Source organism: Pusillimonas sp. T2 (assembly GCF_002236805.1).
Lineage (GTDB): Bacteria > Pseudomonadota > Gammaproteobacteria > Burkholderiales > Burkholderiaceae_B > Neopusillimonas.
On the sequence record NZ_NIQA01000003.1, the window covers coordinates 85112 to 107293 of the forward strand.

20 protein-coding genes are annotated in these 22182 nt (G+C 56.1%); 4 read left to right on the forward strand and 16 right to left on the reverse strand.

Features of this window, described 5'->3' with window-relative positions; translation table 11 throughout:
* Nucleotides 1–25: 25 nt before the first annotated feature.
* The 8 genes from rseP to rpsB all read right to left on the reverse strand — a co-directional run bounded on the left by rseP (nucleotide 26) and on the right by rpsB (nucleotide 7564).
* Entirely contained in the window at nucleotides 26–1360 is a 1335-nt protein-coding gene (gene rseP, locus PuT2_RS06110; protein ID WP_093970174.1) for an RIP metalloprotease RseP, read from the reverse strand.
* 192 nt (nucleotides 1361–1552) lie between these two features.
* Nucleotides 1553–2761 (reverse strand): 1-deoxy-D-xylulose-5-phosphate reductoisomerase, encoded by a 1209-nt coding sequence (ispC, locus tag PuT2_RS06115; RefSeq protein WP_093970175.1) that lies wholly within the window; start codon nucleotides 2759–2761, stop codon nucleotides 1553–1555.
* A gap of 4 nt (nucleotides 2762–2765) precedes the next feature.
* Nucleotides 2766–3611, reverse strand: coding sequence for a phosphatidate cytidylyltransferase (locus PuT2_RS06120; protein ID WP_093970176.1), 846 nt, complete (start codon nucleotides 3609–3611; stop codon nucleotides 2766–2768).
* Between the two features lie 14 nt (nucleotides 3612–3625).
* Nucleotides 3626–4390, reverse strand: a complete 765-nt coding sequence (gene uppS / locus PuT2_RS06125) for a polyprenyl diphosphate synthase (protein WP_093970177.1) — start codon at nucleotides 4388–4390, stop codon at nucleotides 3626–3628.
* Nucleotides 4391–4427: 37 nt separating this feature from the next.
* Nucleotides 4428–4988: a ribosome recycling factor gene (frr, locus tag PuT2_RS06130; protein ID WP_093970178.1), complete on the reverse strand. Its 561-nt coding sequence runs from the start codon at nucleotides 4986–4988 to the stop codon at nucleotides 4428–4430.
* A gap of 13 nt (nucleotides 4989–5001) precedes the next feature.
* Complete coding sequence (gene pyrH / locus PuT2_RS06135; protein ID WP_093970179.1) at nucleotides 5002–5718, reverse strand: UMP kinase; 717 nt, start codon at nucleotides 5716–5718, stop codon at nucleotides 5002–5004.
* Between the two features lie 131 nt (nucleotides 5719–5849).
* Nucleotides 5850–6722, reverse strand: a complete 873-nt coding sequence (gene tsf, locus PuT2_RS06140) for a translation elongation factor Ts (RefSeq protein WP_093970180.1) — start codon at nucleotides 6720–6722, stop codon at nucleotides 5850–5852.
* Between the two features lie 89 nt (nucleotides 6723–6811).
* Nucleotides 6812–7564, reverse strand: a complete 753-nt coding sequence (gene rpsB, locus PuT2_RS06145) for a 30S ribosomal protein S2 (RefSeq protein WP_093970181.1) — start codon at nucleotides 7562–7564, stop codon at nucleotides 6812–6814.
* A gap of 330 nt (nucleotides 7565–7894) precedes the next feature.
* On the opposite strand from rpsB, the gene map reads away from it, so the two are divergent.
* The 4 genes from map (at nucleotide 7895) to PuT2_RS06165 (ending at nucleotide 13535) form a co-directional block, all read left to right on the forward strand.
* Nucleotides 7895–8704, forward strand: coding sequence for a type I methionyl aminopeptidase (gene map, locus PuT2_RS06150; protein WP_093970182.1), 810 nt, complete (start codon nucleotides 7895–7897; stop codon nucleotides 8702–8704).
* Nucleotides 8705–8822: 118 nt separating this feature from the next.
* Complete coding sequence (locus PuT2_RS06155) at nucleotides 8823–11402, forward strand: [protein-PII] uridylyltransferase (protein ID WP_093970183.1); 2580 nt, start codon at nucleotides 8823–8825, stop codon at nucleotides 11400–11402.
* Between the two features lie 178 nt (nucleotides 11403–11580).
* Nucleotides 11581–12060: a disulfide bond formation protein B gene (locus PuT2_RS06160; protein ID WP_093970184.1), complete on the forward strand. Its 480-nt coding sequence runs from the start codon at nucleotides 11581–11583 to the stop codon at nucleotides 12058–12060.
* A 377-nt stretch (nucleotides 12061–12437) separates the two neighbouring features.
* On the forward strand, nucleotides 12438–13535 hold the full coding sequence (locus tag PuT2_RS06165; RefSeq protein WP_093970185.1) for a porin: 1098 nt from the start codon (nucleotides 12438–12440) through the stop codon (nucleotides 13533–13535).
* Between the two features lie 379 nt (nucleotides 13536–13914).
* On the opposite strand, the gene PuT2_RS06170 is transcribed toward PuT2_RS06165, so the two are convergent.
* The 8 genes from PuT2_RS06170 to PuT2_RS06205 all read right to left on the reverse strand — a co-directional run bounded on the left by PuT2_RS06170 (nucleotide 13915) and on the right by PuT2_RS06205 (nucleotide 22168).
* Nucleotides 13915–14874 (reverse strand): VOC family protein, encoded by a 960-nt coding sequence (locus tag PuT2_RS06170; RefSeq protein WP_093970523.1) that lies wholly within the window; start codon nucleotides 14872–14874, stop codon nucleotides 13915–13917.
* Between the two features lie 79 nt (nucleotides 14875–14953).
* Complete coding sequence (locus tag PuT2_RS06175) at nucleotides 14954–16453, reverse strand: aldehyde dehydrogenase (RefSeq protein WP_093970186.1); 1500 nt, start codon at nucleotides 16451–16453, stop codon at nucleotides 14954–14956.
* Nucleotides 16454–16474: 21 nt separating this feature from the next.
* Nucleotides 16475–17293, reverse strand: coding sequence for an aspartate dehydrogenase (locus tag PuT2_RS06180; RefSeq protein WP_093970187.1), 819 nt, complete (start codon nucleotides 17291–17293; stop codon nucleotides 16475–16477).
* Between the two features lie 9 nt (nucleotides 17294–17302).
* On the reverse strand, nucleotides 17303–18988 hold the full coding sequence (locus PuT2_RS06185; RefSeq protein WP_093970188.1) for a thiamine pyrophosphate-binding protein: 1686 nt from the start codon (nucleotides 18986–18988) through the stop codon (nucleotides 17303–17305).
* Nucleotides 18981–19772, reverse strand: coding sequence for an SDR family oxidoreductase (locus tag PuT2_RS06190; RefSeq protein ID WP_093970189.1), 792 nt, complete (start codon nucleotides 19770–19772; stop codon nucleotides 18981–18983). The genes PuT2_RS06185 and PuT2_RS06190 overlap by 8 nt, the downstream gene beginning before the upstream one ends.
* A 23-nt stretch (nucleotides 19773–19795) precedes the next feature.
* Nucleotides 19796–20773, reverse strand: coding sequence for an IclR family transcriptional regulator (locus PuT2_RS06195; RefSeq protein WP_093970190.1), 978 nt, complete (start codon nucleotides 20771–20773; stop codon nucleotides 19796–19798).
* On the reverse strand, nucleotides 20770–21621 hold the full coding sequence (locus PuT2_RS06200) for an alpha/beta fold hydrolase (RefSeq protein WP_093970191.1): 852 nt from the start codon (nucleotides 21619–21621) through the stop codon (nucleotides 20770–20772). The genes PuT2_RS06195 and PuT2_RS06200 overlap by 4 nt, the downstream gene beginning before the upstream one ends.
* Nucleotides 21622–21634: 13 nt before the next feature.
* On the reverse strand, nucleotides 21635–22168 hold the full coding sequence (locus PuT2_RS06205; RefSeq protein WP_093970192.1) for a cupin domain-containing protein: 534 nt from the start codon (nucleotides 22166–22168) through the stop codon (nucleotides 21635–21637).
* Nucleotides 22169–22182: the final 14 nt, after the last annotated feature.

Consider the following 22182-nt stretch of genomic DNA (forward strand, 5'->3'; position numbering starts at 1 on the left):
GTGGTGGATTGTACGGCACAACGTGTTAACTGAAAAGACGCACAAAGTCATTAAAAAAGGCCAGACTCATGAGCGCCGCCAGTAACCCCAGGCCAATGCGCTGGCCTTGTTCAAGCCAAGCGTCGGGCACGGGCTTGCCGCGTACAATTTCAAGCAAGTAATACATTAAATGGCCGCCGTCGAGCATAGGTATGGGCAGCAAATTCAAAACGCCGATACTAACACTGATAAGCGCCAGAAAACCGATATACGCGGCCAAACCAATGCGTGCCGACTGGCCCGCGTAATCGGCAATAGTGACAGGCCCGCTGATATTACGCACCGAAACGTCGCCCGTCAGCATGCGACCCATCATTTTCAGTGAAAACCAGGCGGTCTCTGCAGTGCGTTCGAGGCCGCGCCATACGCTTTCAAAGGGCCCGTAACTGACTGACACCATGGGGAAGTCGGCCCCCAACATGACCCCTACCCGGCCCACTGTTTGCCCATCGGGGCCGGCCTCTGGACGCGGGGTGACGGTAAACGACAAAGCAACGCCATCACGCAACACCGTGACTGGCAGCGGCTGATCGGCACTGGCCTGCACCTTATCAACAAACGCTTGCGGACCGGGCTTGTCGAGTTCGCCCAAACGAATGATTTGATCTCCGTCTTTCAAGCCTGCCGCCTGGCCTGCACCGCCGTCAATCACCTGCCCCACCTTAAGCGTAGGTGCGTGCAACGCCAATCCCGCTTGCAGCAAGGGATCTTCGGTTTCGGGGGTAATATTTGCCGCCTGCAATGCCAGACTTCTTACACGTTGCGTACCTTCTGCGGTATCAACTTGAAGATCGGCTCGCCCGCCCGAGGCGACAAGGTCGAGCAACGACCAACGCGCTTCGCTCCAGGACTGCACGGCTTGGTCATTGACAGCCACAATGCGGTCGCCCTCTTTTACGCCAGCCATCGCTGCAGCGGTATTGGGGGCTGGCTCGGCCAGTATGGCGGCGGGCTCTTGGGTACCAACCATACTTAAGCCGGCGTAAAGCGCGGCAGCCAACAGCAAATTAGCTATGGGGCCAGCGGCAACAATAGCAAAACGCTGCCCTACCGGCTTTTGATTGAAGGATTCAGCCTGCTGCGCCAACGTTGCATGTTCGGGCGGGTCGTCTTGCATTTTGACGTAGCCGCCAAGCGGAATCGCCGAGAGCGCCCACTCGGTGCCATGGCGGTCGGCACGGCGCACCAAAACGCGACCAAAACCTACCGAAAACCGTAGCACCCTGACCCCACACCAACGGGCCACCCAGTAATGCCCAAGCTCGTGAAAAGTGATAAGGAGGCCTAGCGCGACAGCAAACGCCAGCAAGGTAAACAACATAAAAGCCTAGAAATAGTAGACGCAACGAAACATTTTAACCGGGTGCAAGCAGCGCCCGGTAGATATCTTGCTGGTTTATTTAATATAGCGCAACGGACTCAGGCCGATGAAGTTGCTATCGCAGAAAGACTACCGGAATACGGCGATGATTACGTGATGACTTTAGACGTGTCAGCCCCAATACCACTGCGATCATGAGTCGAGCGCAAACTGACGGCATAACGCTTCAGCCCTGGCCCGCGCAGCACGGTCAAGCGCCAGCACGTCTTCCAGCGATGCCGGTGCTTGACCAAAACTTGACGCCAGACTTTGCAGACTGGCATCGATGACCTCTGCAATGGCCATGAACGAAATGCGTCGGTCAAGAAATTGCGCAACTGCCACCTCGTTAGCAGCATTCAAGGCTATACAGGCTCCCTGCCCTGCGCGCAAGGCATCGAATGACAAACGCAAGCACGGAAAGCGATCGAAATCGGGGGCTTCGAAATCGAGACGCCCCTTCGCGGCCAAATCGAGCAACCCGACACCACTGGCAATGCGATCGGGAAAACCCAAACCATAAGCAATAGGCGTACGCATATCGGGCTGACCCAATTGCGCCAGCACCGACCCGTCGTCATATTCGACCATTGAATGCACCACGCTTTGCGGATGCACCAACACCTGAATAGCGTCGACGGGCATGGCAAACAGCCAATGAGCCTCGATGACCTCCAACCCTTTGTTAAGCATAGTGGCCGAATCGACAGAAATCTTACGGCCCATGCTCCAGTTCGGGTGAGCGCAAGCTTGCTCGGGCGTGACAGCCACCAGATCGGCTAACGGTGTATTACGGAACGGCCCACCAGACGCGGTAAGCACCAGCCGCCGTACGCCGCGCGCTGGTGCAGTCGGGGCACTGGCCCGGTCGCCGTGAGGCAAGCATTGAAAAATAGCATTGTGTTCGCTGTCGATAGGCAGCAATTCGGCGCCATTATCGCGAACCGCTTGCATAAACAGATTGCCCGCCGCCACCAGCGCTTCTTTGTTGGCTAGTAAAACACGTTTGCCAACCTGCGCAGCAGCCAGCGCAGAAGGCAAGCCAGCCGCCCCTACAATGGCTGCCATGACCGTGGTGACCGCGTCGTCCGCGGCGGTATCGACCAAGGCCTGGGCACCCACACGCACTTCAGGCATCACACCGGGGCCGCGGCCCCACACTTGAGCAAATTGCTGAGCCGCAGCGTCGTCGGGCACCACAACCACGCGAGCCCCTGTGCGTGCGGCCTGATCCGCTAATTTTTCGATGCGGCTATGCGCTGTCAGGGCATAAACAGAAAACGTGTCGGGATGCCGGGCAATAACGTCGAGCGTACTTTCGCCAATAGAACCCGTAGAACCAAGAATACATACGGACTGCATGCCACTAAACCCCTACAAGCAACAACGCCAGCGGAGCAACCGGCAATAAGGCATCGATGCGGTCGAACACGCCGCCATGTCCGGGCAAGAGACCGCTGGAGTCTTTGAACCCGGCGCGCCGCTTGAGCAAAGACTCGAACAGGTCGCCCACAATGGAAATAGCCGCCAGCAAAACTGCAAAGCCCAAGGCGGCGACAAAGGACCATTGCTGCAGCAGGTCGGCACCGAAGGTACCAGGCCAAATACTGCTGGCCATCGTCCAGGCGGTGGCGGCGATAACGCCGCCGAAAGCGCCTTCCCAGGTTTTGCCGGGGCTAACTCGCGGGGCGAGCTTGTGACGACCAAATGCCTTGCCACAAAAATAGGCGGCAATATCGGCAAACCAGATAAGCGCCAATAACGACACCAGATACCAGGGGCCTTTATGCAACAGCAAAATAATGACTGACAGCCAGGCGGCCAACAAAGCAACAACGGCCGCAAGGCTGTAGAAAACACTAGGCGCCGAACGCTGCGCATCGCCTCGTATCACAGAGGGCATGGCAACACCCAGCCAAAACAAAACGGTTAGCCACAACAGCGGCAATAACGCAACATTAGCCACGCTGATGAGCAGTTGCTGGCCGCTGGCAGTAAACAATATCGCCGAAGTCGCCACAACAAAAACAGCGCCCGCCATCCAGGCCAAGGCAGACATGCAGCGTGGCAGGGTGAGACGCAACCACTCCCAAAGCGTAGCGGCCGCAGCCAACCCTAAAATAAGGGCCAATGGCCAAATTTGTGGCGCCAGCACGGCAGCCAGCAGCACGGCTAGCATCACGACGGCGGTAACAACGCGCTGAGCCAGCATAAGCAGACTGCCCCTTAATATTTTGATTTTTTGGCCAGCTGTTCGCTGGTGCGACCGAATCGCCGCTCTCGGTGGCGATACCAGTCAAAAGCCTGCCCCAGGGCATCGGCATCGAAATCGGGCCAATAGGTCGGTGTGAAATACATTTCGGTATAGGCCAACTGCCAGATCAGGAAGTTGGATACACGCTGTTCACCACCTGTGCGAATAAACAGGTCTGGTTCAGGTGCCCAAGCCATTGTCAGACGGTCAGCCAACATCGACTCGGTGATGGCGTCTGGCGTCTGCGCCAGTTCGGGCTGATCTTTCAGCAGCTGTCGAGTAGCCTGCAAGATGTCCCACCGACCGCCATAATTGGCGGCAATTGTCAGGTGCAGAACGTCATTATGAGCGGTTCGAGCCTCGGCTACCTTGATCAGGTCTTGCAGGCGCGGCTCGAAGGCAGACAAATCGCCCACCACGCGCAGCCTTACCCCTTGATCGGCCAGCTTGCCTACTTCCTTTTCGAGCGTCTGAACGAACAGGCGCATCAGTAAAGAGACCTCTTCCTGTGGCCTGCGCCAGTTTTCAGAGCTGAACGCGAATAACGTCAGGTACTTGACGCCGGCACGGCCACAGCCTTCAATGGCGCGCCGTACCGCCTGCACACCCCGCACATGCCCTGCCGTGCGTGGCAAAAATCGCTGGGTCGCCCAACGGCCATTCCCGTCCATAATGATCACCACATGGCGAGGCGTATCGGTGGCGTCGGGAATGGACTGCGTCGAGCTGACTGACATAGGCACTGAAGATACAGGGTAATAAAACGACGGTTGACTACACCGTCATGATTTCGGCTTCTTTTTGGGCAACCAGCTTGTCGATTTCGGCAACGTGCTTGTCGGTCATTTTTTGAACCTCATCTTGCAGACGACGCTCGTCATCTTCAGAGATTTCTTTGTCTTTGACCATTTTTTTAGCCGAATCGTTGGCATCACGACGCAAATTACGAATAGCCACTTTGGCGTCTTCGCCTTCGGAACGAACCACCTTGGTCAGATCACGGCGACGTTCTTCTGTAAGCGCCGGCATCGGCACACGGATGTTGTCACCCATAGACACGGGATTTAGTCCAAGATCGGAATCGCGAATGGCTTTTTCGATAGGACCCACCATGTTTTTTTCGTAGGGCTGCACGCTAAGCGTACGGGCATCGACCACGGTAACGTTGGCGACCTGACCTACGGGTACAGGCGAACCGTAGTACTCGACCAGCACGTGATCGAGGATACCGCCATGAGCGCGGCCAGTACGGATTTTGGACAGGTTGGTCTTGAGCGCATCGACACTTTTGATCATGCGCTCTTGTGTAGATTGTTTGACTTCTGAAAGACTCATTTCCGTTCCTTTGTCAGACGTGTACCAGGGTGCCTTCGTCTTCGCCCTGAACAACGCGGGCAAGCGCGCCCGGCTTGTTGATCGAAAACACCTTGATAGGCAATTTCTGGTCGCGGCACAGCGCGAAGGCCGTGGCGTCCATGACTTCAAGACGACGCACAATGGCTTCGTCGAAACTGATGCGATTGTATCGGGTGGCGTCGGGATCCTTGTTGGGATCGGCACTGTAGATGCCATCGACCTTGGTGGCTTTGAGGACCACTTCAGCACCGATTTCGGCGCCGCGCAATGCTGCAGCAGTGTCGGTGGTAAAGAAGGGGTTACCCGTACCCGCCGCAAAAATAACGACCTTGCCCTCTTCGAGGTAACGCAAAGCTTTGGGGCGAATGTAAGGTTCGACCACCTGGTCGATATTCAGCGCCGACTGTACGCGGGCGTCAAGGCCCCGATTTTTTAAAGCGTCTTGCAAGGCCAGCGCGTTCATGACGGTGGCCATCATGCCCATGTAATCGGCCGTCGCACGGTCCATCCCTTGGGCGCCGGGCGCTACCCCACGAAAAATATTGCCGCCGCCAATAACAATGGCCAGCTCAATACCCAATTTGGCGACCTCGGCGATATCTTCGGTCATGCGCAAGATGGTACTGCGATTGATCCCGTAAGCGTCTTCACCCATCAGCGCTTCGCCAGACAGTTTAAGAAGAACACGCTTGTACGATCTGGTGGTCATAAGAATTTCCTGTAGAAACAGCCCGTAGTGTGGCCTGATGCGTGACAATGCCCAAGCACGTTTGTGCCCGGGCATTATGACACTACTTGCATGTTACGCCGAAATAGGCGCAACGCAGAAGTTGAAGACGCTTAGTTGCCGGCGGCAGCAGCTACTTCGGCTGCAAAGTCCTCTTGCTTCTTCTCGATGCCTTCACCCACCACATAAAGGGCAAAGCGAGCGATAGAAGCATTCTTTTCCTTCAGCATCTGCTCGACTGACTGCTTGTCGTTCTTCACGAAAGGCTGCGACAGCAAAGTAACTTCTTTCAGGAACTTGGCCACGGCACCTTCGACCATTTTGGTCACGATATCGGCAGGCTTACCCGACTCTTGTGCTTTCTGCTCGGCAACCGAACGCTCTGCAGCGATATCTTCGGCGGCAACGCCACTCGCGTCGAGCGCTTTAGGTTTGGTGGCTGCAATGTGCATGGCCAGGTCTTTGCCGACTTCTTCGTTGCCTGCGAAGTCAACCAGCACGCCGATGCGGCCGCCGTGAACGTAGCTGGCCAACTGATTGGTTGTTTCGAAACGCTGGAAGCGACGAACCGACATGTTTTCACCGATTTTACCGACCAATTCAGCGCGAACGGACTCAACCGTACCGGTACGGAAAGCCATTTCGGACAAAGCGGCGACGTCGGCAGGGTTCTTTTCGGTGATCAGCTGTGCCAGATCGTTGACAAACGCGATGAAGTCGTCGTTTTTGGCGACGAAGTCGGTTTCGCAATTGACTTCGACAACAGCGCCTTGCTTGCCGTCGGCAGCAATAAACAGGCCAATCAGGCCTTCGGCTGTAATGCGGCTGGCCGCTTTGCTAGCCTTGTTACCCAGTTTAATGCGCAAAATTTCTTCAGCACGGGCCATATCGCCTTCGGCTTCGGTCAATGCTTTTTTGCATTCCATCATGGGCGCGTCGGTTTTCTCGCGCAGTTCTTTAACCATCGATGCGGTAATTTGAGCCACAGTTTTCTCCAATTCAGTAAAAGACGCCCCGGGTTTACCGGGGCACGAGTCAGTAACAGCGGGGCCGCGTGTAGCGGCCACAACGGGCGTTACTCGCCGCGCTCTTCCTCGACCTCGACGAACTCTTCTTCGCCTTCAGCCACTTCTTCGACCAGGCCGTTCAGGCGCTGCTCACGACCTTCCAGGACGGCGTCGGCCATGCCACGGGCGTACAGTGCAATAGCTTTAGCAGAGTCATCGTTACCCGGAATGACGTAGTCAATACCTTCGGGCGAGTGGTTGGTATCAACAACCGCAACCACGGGGATACCCAGCGTACGTGCTTCGGCAACAGCAATTTTATGGTAGCCGACGTCGATGACAAACAGCGCATCAGGCAACGTGTTCATGTCTTTGATACCGCCAATGGCCTTGTTCAGCTTGTCGAGTTCGCGTTCGAACATGAGCGCTTCTTTTTTGCTCATTTTTTCGGTTGCGCCTTCGGCTTTCTGAGCTTCCATGTCTTTCAGACGCTTGACCGAGCTTTTAACCGTTTTGAAGTTGGTCATCATGCCGCCGAGCCAACGGCTGTCGACGTAAGGCATACCGCAACGAGCGGCTTCTTGAGCGACCAATTCGCGCGCAGCACGCTTTGTGCCGACGAACAGGACGGTACCGCCACGGGCCGCAGTTTGACGCATGAACTTCGCAGCTTCTACGTACTGGGCAACGGTTTTTTCGAGGTTGACGATGTGGATTTTGTTACGCTGACCGAAGATGAACGGAGCCATCTTGGGGTTCCAGTAACGGGTTTGGTGGCCAAAGTGCACACCAGCTTCAAGCATTTCACGCATCAAAGACATTTAAATTCTCCAAGGGTTTGGTCTTGTACCCAACCTGTATTTGCAAGCGGCCCGCAGGCCTGGACTAAACTAGCCAGACCAAGACGTTAAAAAACGCCAGTTCGGGCCCCGCGCAAACACCCTAAGGTGGCCGGGCACGCGATTTAAAATAAACAAAAGTGTTTTCCTGCTATTTACCGACCTGGTTGCCTCAGTTAAGCCAAAGGCCTACCGAGTTATTAAGCCAAAGGCCCGCCAAGATATTTAACCCCGGCCCCGCCAACCAACAGTCGCTAAATTCAGGAAAGCCTATAATTCTACTATCTTTTTACCCATAGGCTCAAGTTGCACATGACCACCCCTTTAGTCACCGACCCAATCGACCTGGATAAAATGCGCGCGGCCTGCCAAGCGGCAGCCCAAACGCTCGACTTCCTGACGCCCCACGTCAAACCGGGTGTCACCACCGGCGAACTCGATCGCTTGTGTGTCGACTTCATTACCAACGAACTAAAAGTTAAGTCGGCCACTATCGGCTATGCACCGCCGGGGTACCCGCCGTTTCCTGGCGCCATTTGCGCATCAGTCAATCATGTCATTTGCCACGGCATTCCCGGCGACAAGGTCTTAAAAAACGGCGACATCATCAATATAGACGTCACCGTAATTAAAGACGGGTGGTTTGGCGACACCAGCCGTATGTTTTTTGTAGGCGAACCTTCTATCTTGGCGCGTCGCTTGGTCGAAACCACCTACGACTGCATGTGGCTGGGTATCGAACAAGTCAAGCCCGGCAATAAACTGGGTGACATCGGGTCGGCCATCCAAAAGCATGCAGAAAAACAAGGGTTCTCGGTCGTACGAGAATACTGCGGCCATGGCGTAGGCCAGAAATTTCACCAAGACCCCCAAATTTTGCACTACGGCAAGGCAGGCACCGGCATTACACTTGAACCCGGCATGATTTTCACGGTCGAACCCATGATTAACGCCGGCCGCCGCGACATCCGTCAGTTGGCCGACGGCTGGACAGTCGTCACGCGCGACCACAGCCTGTCCGCCCAATGGGAACACAGCGTGCTCGTCACCGACACCGGATACGAAATACTCACGGCTTCGCCCGGCATGCCCGCCCCACCTGCCTTTGTGGGCCAACCCTAACGCTTGCGCCGGCACGTGCAGCATACGACATCGTTCTCGATTTTTCCTGTATTGCACTAAATACAGAGCATGTGGCGGCAGGACGGCTTAACCACCTTAATTTTTTTGCCATCAAAAAATGACCCCTGCCCGCCTGAACGACCTGCGAGAACACTACACCCAGCGGCGCAACGAGGTCATTGAGAGCTATCGAAAACACCTTCGGCCCGAAAAGCTGCTGGGCGGCTTGCGACGCGTAACCGACCAGACCCTGCGCGACATACTAAAAATTAACCCACTGCCACCAGGCGCCTGCTTGGCAGCTGTTGGCGGGTATGGCCGGGGCGAACTGTACCCTTACTCCGATATTGACCTACTGATACTGCTCGCCCGCGAGCCCGACAGCGCAGATCGGGTTCGCCTCGAAGCCCTGGTAACCGCACTTTGGGATCTGGGCTTCGACGTCGGGCATAGCGTGCGCACCCTGGCCGACTGCCAGCGCGAGGCTGCCAACGACATTACCGTTGAAACCGCACTAATGGAGGTTCGATGGCTAGCGGGCAGCAAGCCGCTCCTCGCTTCACTGCAAACGGCAATGGCCGACCAGCGCGATCCACAAGCATTTTTCCAGGCCAAACGCGCCGAAATGCAGCAGCGCCATGCGCGACACCAGGATACGCCCTATTCACTTGAGCCCAATTGCAAAGAAGCGCCCGGCGGCCTGCGCGACCTGATGGTCATATTATGGATAGCGCAGGCCTCCGGAATTGGGCAAACCTGGCAAGAAATCGGCCAGACCGACCTGCTGACCCCGGCCGAGTATCGCGCGCTGCGTCGCGCCGAGCTGGCTTTTAAACGGCTGCGCATAGAATTGCATCTGCTGGCGAGGCGTCGCGAGGACCGCCTGCTGTTTGATCTGCAACCGGCACTAGCCAAAATTTATGGCTTCGAAGCCACCAAAACACGCCGGGCCAGCGAACTGCTGATGCAGCGCTACTACTGGGCGGCACGCGTGGTTAACCAGCTAAATACCATTCTGATGCAGACATTCGAAGAGCGTTTATTTGCCTCGCCGGATGTAAAAGCAACCCCGATCGACGACGACTTCAGCGTCATTCATAACCGGCTGGATATTCGTCGCCCCGATGCGTTCGAACGCAACCCTACGCTACTGCTCAAGGCTTTTTTGGCGGTGCAAGAACGCCCCGAACTGACCGGCCTGTCGGCGCAAGTTATGCGCGCCATGTGGCATGCCCGCCGATTGATCGACACCCAGTTCCGACGCAACCCGGTCAACCGTTACCTGTTCATGCAAATATTGCAGCAGCCGCGCGGTATTGTGCACGCCCTGCGTCGCATGACCCTACTGAATATTTTGCCGCGTTACCTGCCCGAATTTCGCAAGATTGTGGGGCAGATGCAGCACGACTTGTTCCACGCCTACACGGTAGACCAACACACCTTGCGCGTTATTCGCAATTTGCGCCGGTTTACCATGCCCGAACATGCGCAAGAGTATCCGCTGGCCAGCCAGCTGATTGCCGACATGGACAGGCATTGGCTGCTATATATAGCAGCGCTTTATCACGACATTGCCAAAGGCCGGGGCGGCGACCACTCCGAGTTAGGCGCTAAAGATGTCAAACGCTTTTGTCGTCAGCATGGCGTGTCGACCGAAGACACCGACCTGGTTGTATTTTTGGTGCGTGAACACTTGACCATGTCGACGTTTGCGCAAAAGCGCGACTTGTCCGACCCGCGCACCGTTCACGAATTTGCCCGGCGCGTGAACAGCGAACGACGACTGGCCGCACTGTATCTGCTAACGGTAGCAGACATTCGTGGCACCAGCCCCAAGGTATGGAACTCTTGGAAAGGCAAACTGCTTGAAGACCTGTATCACCTGACACACGACGCACTGGGGGGCACACCCCCCGATACCGGTACTGTACTGACCCAGCGCAAAGAAGCTGCTGCAGCAGAGATCCGTTTGCTTGGGCTGCGCGACGAAGCGCGCGAAGCTTTCTGGCGGCAGCTCGACGTTGCCTATTTCTTACGTCACGATGCCGCCGAAATCGCCTGGCACACCCGCCATTTGTATCATCGGGTGGATACTGACGAACCCGTTGTCAAAGCGCGTGTCATCGGCCAAAACCAGGGGCTTCAAATCATGGTCTATATTAAAGACCGCCCCGACCTGTTCGTGGCGATATGCGGGTATTTCGACCAACATACATTAAGCATTCAAGACGCCCGTATTCACACCACACGCCACGGCTGGGCGTTGGACAGCTTTATTGTCTTGCTGCCGCAACACGACACCGATTACCGCTCGTGGGCGAGCCTGATTGAGCACGAGCTGGCCGATGCACTGAAACAAAACCAGCCGCTCCCGCCCGAGCGCCCTGCCGAAGTCTTACGCAAACGCATGTCGCGGCGGTCTCGTGTGTTTCCGATTGTCCCCAATATTGCGCTGGAGCCCGACGAAAACTCAAAGTCGTGGCGCTTGGCCATTACTTCATCTGATCGCCCTGGCTTGTTGTATAGTCTGGCCCGTGTTTTTGCGCGCCACGCCATCGACCTGAAAATGGCCAAAGTGCTTACCCTGGGCGACCGCGTCGAAGACGTATTTATTATTGAGGGCGACGTTCTTGAACACCCCCGCGCGCAATTGCAGTTTGAACGTAACTTGCTGGGGCAATTAAACGATGGCGGCTAATACCGCGTGGCAAAGCGCTGTCTGACGCGCTTTCGACACATACAGGTCCTGTCGCCGACCGTGCCTCAGTTAGTCATAGATAACGCTTGCTACACACTTTTAAATTAACGATTTCCAACGCACGTGCCGCTGCACCGAAAAGCACAGCGCACATGACCTCTTTAGAATCAGATTAAATATGCTGCCAACGTCCCGTACCATGCTTCGCCTTGTTGCCTTTCTTTCAGTGCTTGCTGTCGCCGTTGCGCTGGTGTCTCAGCATTATTTCGATATGCGCCCCTGCGCCTGGTGCGTATTCCAGCGCGTTATCTTTATTGCGATTGCTGTGGTTGCCTGGCTGGGCAGCTTGGGCAAAGGGCCTGGCGTCCTGCAAAAACTTAGCGCTTTGATCACATTACTCTTAAGTTTGGGCGGCATATTGGCAGCCTGGTATCAGTACACCGTTGCAGCCAAACTGTTCTCGTGCGATCTGACCTTTGCCGATCGCTTCATGGCCCAGTCAGGGCTAGAGGCCGCCCTGCCCTGGCTGTTTGGCATTTATGCCACATGCGCCGATGCCCGTGTTCATTTACTGGGCGTCGAATACGCCATTTGGGCTCTGGCTTTGTTCGTCGCCCTGGCGCTTGTCAGTGTTTTTGTTGTTTTACGCCGACGTTAATTTGTCGTAAAAAAACAGCAAAATAGCGTCACAATCGTGGCGCTATTCACCAAAACGTCACAATTACGTTGTTTTTACAACACATCTGTGAACAAAAAAGGGTTTACCCTTATCGTCGTCACAAACCCCTGTCCGTACACTCACTTCAACGCTCAAGAAACGTAGTGCTATCAAGCAAATACGTCATAACAAAAATAGCAGTTCAGGGGTAATTCTCATTTTTGTGCAGTCGTGTTGCCGGGTTTCTAACCCAACAGCAGCAGCTTTTCTTGGTGCGAAGTTTTTACAGTCCGTAGTAAAGTGACGCAGTTGGTTGCATTACTAAAAACAGTGCCGCCAAACGGCATACATTTTCATCAACGTTGGAGAACTAACCAATGAAGTTAAAAGCACTCACCGTGGGCCTGGCCCTCTCGTTCCCCGCACTGGTTGCCGCTCAAGGCACTAGCGTGACTCTGTACGGTACGATTGATACCGCTATCAACTACGTTAACCACATCGGTACTAATGGCGAAGACTACGTTGGTATGAACACACAAACCAACTCTTGGCCTTCAATGTGGGGCCTGCGCGGTTCCGAAAAAATCAGCGACAACCTCGAAGCTGTTTTCAAACTGGAATCGGGCTTTAACTCAGCCGTTGGTAACTCTAACCAAGGTGGCCGTTTGTTCGGTCGTGAAGCCTGGGTCGGCCTGAAAGGCGACTGGGGTCAAGTTGCATTGGGACGTCAGTACAGCATGCTGTTCTGGTCCATGCTCAATTCCGACATCATGGGCCCTAACGCTCATGGTCTGGGCGGTCTTGACTCTTACATCCCCGACCGTCGTCAAGACAACGCTATCAGCTATCGCGGTACGTTCTCGGGCGTAACCGTTGGCGCTCACTACGCTAAGGGTCGTAATGACTACAGCTCGACCGGCACAGCCTCTTGTGGCGTAGACGTCAATCAAGAAAACGCTTGCGCGTCCTACAGCGGCTTGATCGGTTACGATGCTGCTAACTGGGGTGTTAACGTTGCTTATGACGCTCTTCGTGCAGGTCAAACCGCCACTACTACACCTAGCGACGAAGATCGTCGTCTGGCATTCAACGCATGGGCTAAATTCGATGCACTGAAGCTGGGCTTGGTTTATATCAACCGCAAGAACGATATTAACCCCACAACCGCTTTGGGTGAGCGCTCGGACCTCTGGTCGCTCGGCGCCGCTTATGCGCTGACGCCTGCTGTTACTCTTGACGGCTCGGTCAACTACATCAACTTCAAGAACGCATCTGAGTCGTCCAAATCGTGGTTGTACGTTGCACGCGTCAAGTACGCCTTGTCCAAGCGCACTTCGGTTTACGCTTCGGCAGCTTATGTTAACAACCGCGGCCAGGCCGCCAGTTCTGCCAACAGCGGTGTTATTGGCACATACGCCCCTGCCGCCGGCAACAACCAAACTGCCTTCATGACTGGTGTTCGCCACAACTTCTAATCACCTTGGTGACCCGGTCGGTCGGGCTCGTTCCCGACCGGTTTCATCGGTTGATTAAGGTTTAAAACGAAGCTTTTGCTTCGTTGTAGTAACAGAAGTACCGTAGATTTGAGTTTTTAACCGGGTGATGCCGAAGGCATTTACCCGGTTTTTTTATTGCGGGCAACTTTACTGCTTAATACTTAACAAAGCGGCAATGCATTTGAATGGCGCTTTAGGTAAAAGGTGCTGTGCAGCTCTAGGGGCCATCAGGACAAGGTTTGTGCTTACCAATGCAAAAACCCCCAATGTCGGATAATGACATTGGGGGTTTTGCGTTTCAGCGTGCGGCGCGTTCTAAATTAACCTACCAACGCTGCGGTAGCGACTGCAATTACGCTTATTTGCGATCGGTTAGAAACTTGCCTTCGGGCGCAGCGACATTCTTCTGGCGACGAGTATTGCCATCCAGTCCGCCGTCAACTGCCCACTCAGCAAAGCGTGTGGGGCCGGGTTCGAATTCACGAGGCTCCCAGGCATCAGTTAATTGGTCTTCGTCGGCGTAGTATTCAATCAGCCCGCCAGCGGGGTTAACAAAGTACCAGAAATAGGCTGATGAGATGGGGTGACGGCCGGGGCCGAGCTGGGTTTTCCAGCCGCAACGATCGAAATGCAAACCACCGCCGAACACTTCATGAATGTCGCGCACGGCAAAGGCCACGTGATTCAGGCCGACCTTTTTATCTGGGGTTTGCAGCAGAAACAAGTCGTGGTGGCCGCCGTCGGCGTCGCAACGCATGAATACACCGCGACCGGGGTAGCGATCGGACGGGACAAAACCGAATTTTTCGGCGTAAAACTGCTCGACAGCCGCAACGTCGCTGACGAAGAACACAACGTGACCCACTTCAATGGGCTGGGCACGTTCGTACACCGGGCTACGCGCGTTGATACGCGGCTTACTGTTCCAGGTATTGCTTTCACCACAATCGACGCTGACGTCGTGCTTGCGCGTTTTTTGAAAGCTCACCAACATGCCGTTAGGGTCGATACAAGACACTCGACCACTGTCGTGCTTAAAGCCCGCCACGTCGGCCAGGCGACCGGCAAAGCGTTCGACAACGTCGTCAGACGACACGCCCCACACCACATGGCGCAAAGTTGGGCCGGCTTCGATAGGGGCCGGGTAGTCTGGGTCGTTGGCTTTCACGACGTTAACCAGACAACCATTCAGCGTCGAAAACACCAGTTTTTGCTCGCTATCAGACTTGAGCGTCAGGCCCCAGTCGGCAAAGAATTTGCGGCAGGTGTCAAAATCATCGGCACCATACGTAATTTCGTCGATTCCTAGTACATCCATTTCAATTCCTTCGAATAGTGCAACCCCGAACGGTTTGGGGCGCAGCAGGCCATTGCCCGACACGCCCTGCCCGTTGGTGCTATACCCCTGCCCAAGGCAACGGTTGTTCGTTCATGCCCCAGTACACGCTTTTCTGTTCCATGTACTGCAAAATACCTTGACGGCCTTTTTCGCGGCCCAGGCCGCTGTCGCGCCAACCGCCAAAAGGCGTTGAAATAGAAAACACTTTATAGGTGTTAATCCACACATTGCCGGCTTTAACTGCCTTGGCCAATGACCAGGCCTTTTTATAGTCTTGTGTCCAGATACCGGCTGCCAGCGCATAAACGCTGTCGTTCGCCTGCGCTACAAGATCGTCAATATTGTCAAAAGGCATCACCACCAACACCGGCCCGAAAATTTCTTCCTGGCAAATGGTTTTGCTGTTGTCCAGGCCTTCGATAATGGTGGGCAGGTAGTAACTGCCTTTCTCGTAAAGTTCGCCTGCGGGACGTTGGCCACCGCACAACACGCGGCCACCCTCTTCTACACCGATTTTTACGTAGCGCTCAACCGATGCACGATGGCTGTCGCTGATAAGCGGCCCCATTTGAGTGCTTTCGTCGGCTGGATCGCCTACCCGCAATTGCTTGGCCCCTGCCACCAGGCGGGACAAGAACTCGTCGTAGACCGCGCGGGCCACGAACAAACGAGAACCGGCAATACACGACTCGCCCGACGAACTGAAAATGCCATACAACACACCAGCCACCGCGTGATCCAGATCAGCATCTTCCAGCACCATTGTCGGCGACTTGCCACCCAGTTCGAGAGAGGCGGGCATGAACTTATCGGCAGCAATACCGGCAATGTGTCGGCCTACGGAGGTCCCACCGGTAAATGAAACCCGTCGTACCAGCGGATGCCGAGTGATCAGATCACCAATGACCGAGCCCTTGCCGGGCAATACGCTGACCAGCCCCTTAGGCAAACCTGCCTCGTCGCAAATACGAGCCAGTTCGAGCGCCATCAAGGGGGTAATTTCAGCCGGTTTCACAACAACCGCGTTACCGCCCGCCAAAGCAGGCGCCATCTTCTGCGCCTCGCTGGCGATGGGCGAATTCCAGGGTGTGATAGCAGCCACGACGCCCATGGGTTCGTAAACACTCATGGACATGAAGTCGCCACGCGACGGCGTGATGGTGTCCTCCAGGGTTTCGCATGCTGACGCAAAAAACTGGAATGTACCGGCAGCGCTGGCCACCAGGGCACGGGTTTCGTTGATGGGCTTGCCGTTATCCAGTCGTTGCAGCTGGGCAAGATGCTCGGCTTTCTCGCGAATAAGCTGTGCAATGCGATACAACACCGCAGCACGCTCGTGGGGTTTGCGTTGTGCCCAGCCGCTGGTTTCGAAGGCTTTCTGGGCGCCTTGAATCGCCGCCTCGACGTCGTCAGGGCTGGCCGCATTCAACGTAGCGACGACCTCGCCGGTGGCGGGGTAGTGAGTGGCGTAGGTGTTGCCCTGCCCCAAGCGCCATTCACCGGCAATGCAAATAGGCTGCGCATCAGCCCAAACGGGCAATACATCGGGTTTATTCATGACTTCCCTTTGAATACAAGGCTAAACGGCAACGGCCGCAACACGATTTTTGAGCGCACGAACGACGCTGTACACCGTAAGCGCCGAGGTTTTGGGGTTGCTGGCCAACGGCTTACCTTTTAACGTAACGCCCATAAAACCAAACGCACCCTGCGCCTCGTAGTAATGAATGTTTTCGGAAACCGTAGGGTCGGCGTACAACTGCACGGTGGTACGGTCAAGACCGATGCCCGCCAACGAGAGCGTGGCGGCTACGTTGGCGTTTTTAGGATATAAACGCGCCGCATCGCGTGCCGAGCCCTCAAAAAACAACGCTTTTTCTTTAAGGTTACGCAGATCCAGCTTGTCTTCGGCGGGTGTGCCCAGCCAACCCAAAGGCGGCTTGCGCCCAACGTACGTTACCGAGTCAAGCCCTGCAACGCGGGCGGCCGCCAACGCATCAATACCGCCAATGGCACCCGACAGCAAATGCACTTGTGTGTTGCCGGCCTTGGCGGCCGCTTCCAGCGCCTCGGGCAAGCCGGGCTCTGACAGCGCGCCAATAGAAACCACCATGCAAGGCACACCGGCCTTCAGGGCCGGCAGCACATGCGTTTCGATAGCACTGTGGCCAGCGCATTCGACCAGTAAGTCGGGGCGGTCATTAAGCAAATCTAGCGCAGCGGCGACCGTTACTTGGGCACCGCGCGCACTGTCACCCAACTTTGTACGCGCTTCGTCTTGATGACCCTCAGGCACAATAATGCGAGTCATGGCCAGGCGCGGCTCGTCGGCGATCAAATCGAACACCGACTGGCCAATCGCGCCAAAGCCCACCATGGCAATACGTTGAACAGACATAACGACCCCTTACGAACTGAGCGTGATGGGCTCGGGCTGGTTAACGGGTGGCCCTGCAAAAGCCGTTTTAAATTTGCCGATAGACAGCATGTCGATCTCGATCATGAACGGACCGGTTTGCGCATTTGCACGGCTTAATGCGGCACCAAGGTCTTCGAGCTTCGAAACCCGAACATGAGGCATGGCAATGGCTTCGCACAGCTTGGCGTAATCGGGGGTGTGCAGGTCAACATAATGACGACGACCGCCATACTGCGCATCCTGGATGTTCTTGATGACGCCATAACCTTTGTCGTTCATCAGCACGATCACCATATTGGCCTTCTCTTGCACAGCCGTAGCCATTTCACCCAGGTTAAGGATGAAGCCACCGTCGCCAGCAAGCGTCCAGGTCTTTTTACCCGATTGCGTCTGCGCGGCACCAATGGCGGCGCCGATGCCCATTGCCAAGCCCTGGCCGATACCGCCACCCAAAGCATGAACGCCGGCCTTCGCATCGTTCAGATACAGATAACGGTTACCCCAGGTACTGTTGGAAACGGTAACGTCGCGCACCCAGTTAAAGTTTTTACCGACTGCCGACTGCAGTTCGCTAACCAATTTGGCATAAGGGCCAAGGCCATCGACCAAGCCCGCTACAGCGGCCTGCTTGGCTGCGGCAAGATCAGCCTGGAACGCCGGGTCGACGGACGTCTTGCCTTCCAGACGGTTAGCCAGCCCATCGAGCACCAACAAAGCGTCACCATGCACGAAAGCATCTGTTTCGTAGCAACGGCCTTCAGACGCCGGATCGGCATCAACGCGATACAGCGGGCGCGGCAGCTTCAGCTGATACTTGAGGGTCTCGTTACCGCGCAAGCGCGAACCCACAACGACCATGGCATCGCAGGTTTGGTAAAACGCCTCGACGGGCTTGTGCAGGTTAAATGCACCCAGCGATTGAGGATGATCTTCGGGAACAATGCCGCGACCCTGTGTACTCGTAACCACACCAAAGCCGAGCGCCATCAGACGTTGCACGGCCTTGCCTGCATGACGTGCACCGCCACCCAACCACAGCAACGGGCGCTTGGCGCCGGCCAGACGTTCGGCCAAGCGGTCGAGCGCGGCCTCGGCAGGTTGATAAACCGGCACCTCAAGCGGGCGCAGGTCTGTCGGCATGGCAATCAGTGCGCCTTGAATATCGATCGGGATTTCGACACTGACCGGGCCAGTCGGCGCCGTCATGGCGATTTGTACGGCGTGCTTGATGGTGCTGAGCGCAGTCTCGGCGCTGCGCACACGAAACGCTGCTTTAGACACCGCATGCAACATCGTCAGTTGGTCGGGTGCTTCGTGAATATAAGAAAGATTCTGGTCGATGTATTGAGTTTCGATCTGGCCGGTAATGTGCAACATAGGGGTGCCCGCCGTCAGAGCTTCGACCATGGCGCCGGAAGCGTTACCGGCTGCGGTGCCTGTACTGGTCAGACACACGCCCAGTTCGCCTGTTGTACGCGCATAGGCGTCGGCCATGTTGGTACCGCCGGCTTCGCCACGAGCGGGAATGAACCGAACAACACCGCGCTCGCCGAAGGCGTCGAGAATAGGCATGTTGTGAATCGAAATCACACCGAATGCAGTCTTGACCCCGCACTCTTCCAGGAATGCAGCGATGGCTGCCCCAACGGTTACTTCTACGTTTGTTTTATGCATGGCGGGATACTCCTCCGGAAACATCGATATGGGAGCCAGTGGTATAAGAAGACAAAGGTGTAGCTAAGAACAGAATGGCGCGGGCGGCCTCTTCAGGACGACCCAGACGGCCCAATTGGATATGCTTGCGACGCGCCAGATTCAGCGACCACGTTTCCCAGCTTTCGCTCTGGTCTTCGCGGGCCTCAAAGCGCCGACGCCATTGGCCGGAATCGACCAAGCCCAGCAAAATACCATTGACGCGAATGCCTTTGGGCGCGAACTCGGTCGCCATCGAACGCACGAGGTTCATGACGCCGGCACGAGCGGCCGATGTTGCCACCATGTGCGGCTCGGGCTGCGCAGCCAACAACGAATTAACGCAGACGATCGCCGCGTCGTCGTGTTGTTCAAGGGCCGGCAAAAACGCACGCGTGGGGTTAATCACCGAGAAAAACTTCAGACGCAGCTCTTCTTCCCATGCGGCGTCGTCGGTGTCGGCAAAGGTCGACAACCGCCCTTGCCCCGCATTGTTTATCAGCATCGACACGCCACCCAACGACTCGCGCACGCTGGCTGCAAATGTGCGCACCTGATCAGCGTCGAGCACATCGCAAGCCTGCGCAAATATACGGCGACCGGGGAAGTCAGCTTTCAGCTTGGCCACCACGCTATTGAGGCGTTCGGCGCTGCGGCCACACAGCGCAACGTCAGCGCCCTGCGACAGCAACAGTCTGACCGTAGCCAGCCCGATACCGGATGATCCGCCGGTGACGACTGCGACCTTTCCTTCAAGGTTAATCATGTGTTCCTCTTGCATTGAAACCATTAATGTTGTGAGTTTGTCGCAATGACAATGTGATCTAGCAAGCCCGACAGCTCACGCGCCGCACGGCAAGCCTGGCTTGCCAGGTGCGACAGCCGCGCCGTGTCGTCGTCGGCGCTGGACACTGTAATGCCCAGCGATGCAATAATTTTTTGACCGCCACCCCATACGGGTACGGCCAACGTCGCGATTCCTGCCTCGTAGTAATCTTTATCAAAGACGTAATCGGTCTGCCTGTCGTGTTGCATCACGCGGTAAAGCTCAGCTACCGTGGCCGGTGTTTTATCTGTCACCTGATGCAAACGCTCTTCGGGGTATAAAGTTTGCAGCGCATCGAAAGACAAATCACGCAACAATACGCGACCAAACAAGGTCGCGTGGGCAGGCAAACGCGTCCCCAAATGCACTGTGTTGGCGTAAGGGCTGTGCTGGGCCACACGCCCAACGTACACCACCGAGCGGCCGTCGCGAACGACAAGATTGCAGGTGCAACCCGTGACATCGCGCAGGCGCTCAAGTATGGGGCGGGCCAACTCCGTTAAATCTTTGGTCGCCATGGGCTCGAAGCCCAATCGCAGCACCGCAGCCGTCAGACGATAGTCACGGCCTGTCTCATCGCGCTCTATAAAACCCAATTGCTCGAGTGTGGTCAGCAAACGGAATACAGTCGAGCGCGGGATACCCAGCCTGCGTGCTATTTCCGGGGCGGAAAGCACGGGTTCGTGACGACTGAACTGCGACAAGATCAGCAGGCCACGCTCCAGGCCAGGCACCGTGTATTTGTCTTTTTCTTTTTCGGCGGCATCACCTGGCGCGGGGGAAGAGATCGAAATAGACGACGCCGGTAAAGCAGTATCACCGCGCTCGTTCAACTGGGAAACAGATGCCTCATCCCAACCCGATTCCGTATTTGAATGGGCACGCGCCAAGCGATCGTGTGACGTGGCGGTTGGGGTATCGACATGCAAAGTATCGCTCATGCCCGCCCCGTCTTACTTGTTAGCGCCTGGCCAATCAGCGCAGCCACTCGGGCGGGCTGCTCGATATAGCATGCGTGACCAGCGCCTTCGACCAACCCAAAAGCAAACCCATGGGTTTGCGCATAGGCCGCCGACTGTTCTGGCGTGGTCACGATATCTTTGTCTCCGCAGTACACGCGGCAGTTTTCGGGCGTAAAGCCACTGTAGCGGTTGATGTCATCGCCACACAGCAATTCGACTGCCTGTCGATAACCCGCCTGGTTCAGACGCATAGCATTAGCGGTGACTGCCGCCCTTTGCGGCTCGTCTGCAGCGTCGGACAGCAGCCTTGCCGGCAATGCTTTGGCCATGCCAGCGATGCCCAACTGATCGAGGTTGGCCAAACGCCCCTGCCGAACTTGATCGGCACGAGGCGACCCGCCGTAACCCAAAGCTGGGCTGAACACCACATAAGCACGTGCCCTGGACGTGGGTAGGCTGCTATAGCCGGCGGCCATCAGGGCACCCAACGAATGCCCCACCAGCACACAATCGGAGATACCAAGCGCATCGAGCAAGGCATCGAGCCGGGCGGCGTAGTCGGTTGCCAAAGGCGTCGCCTGAGGTAATGGATCAGACTCGCCATATCCCGGGGCGTCCCAGGCAATGACGTGCGCACGGTCGGCCAGCAACCCTGCGCACTGCGCCCACGAGCCCGCACCAGAACTGATGCCATGCAACAGGACGATGGTGTGGGGCCCATGGCCGCACTCGCGTATGGCCACGTCGCCCAAACGCGTGCTCACCCGCCGCGCGGTAAACGCGGGCTCGGAAACAGCGGCGACGGGCGTAACGGACGAGTCGTGCATAAGAAAACCTAAACTAACCGCGCTTGATTTTCGACAGCGGGTGCTCGGGCGGATACGTAGGTGTAATGGGCTTTTTGGCACCAAGCATTACACACATCAACGCATCTTCGTCACCAATATTGATCTCTTCGCGATACACCCCGGGCGGAACCGATACCAGATCGCGATCAGTCAGAATGGTTTCGAAACGTTCGCCATCCTTTTCCAGAATCAGCTTAAGCTTGCCGCGAATGACGAAGAAGACCTCTTCGACATCGGTGTGCAAGTGCGACGGGCCTTCGTGACCAGCCGGAATCACCATGGTCGAGAACGTAAAGTTTTCGGACGGCACAGTGTTGACGTCGGCAGCCACGCCAGTACCGCCAGTACCCACGTAACGCATTTGCGCGCGACGGTACTTAGGATCGTAATCGGCCTGAAACTTAAGGGCATCCCAGTCGTACTTGCGGGTCGAGAACCGCGCAATACGCGTTGTCATCCAGTCTTCAAAGCTTGCGCCTTCCGGGCGGACCCAGGTTGGTTGATCGTTAACTGCTTGCTCGCTCATAAACTCACCTATAG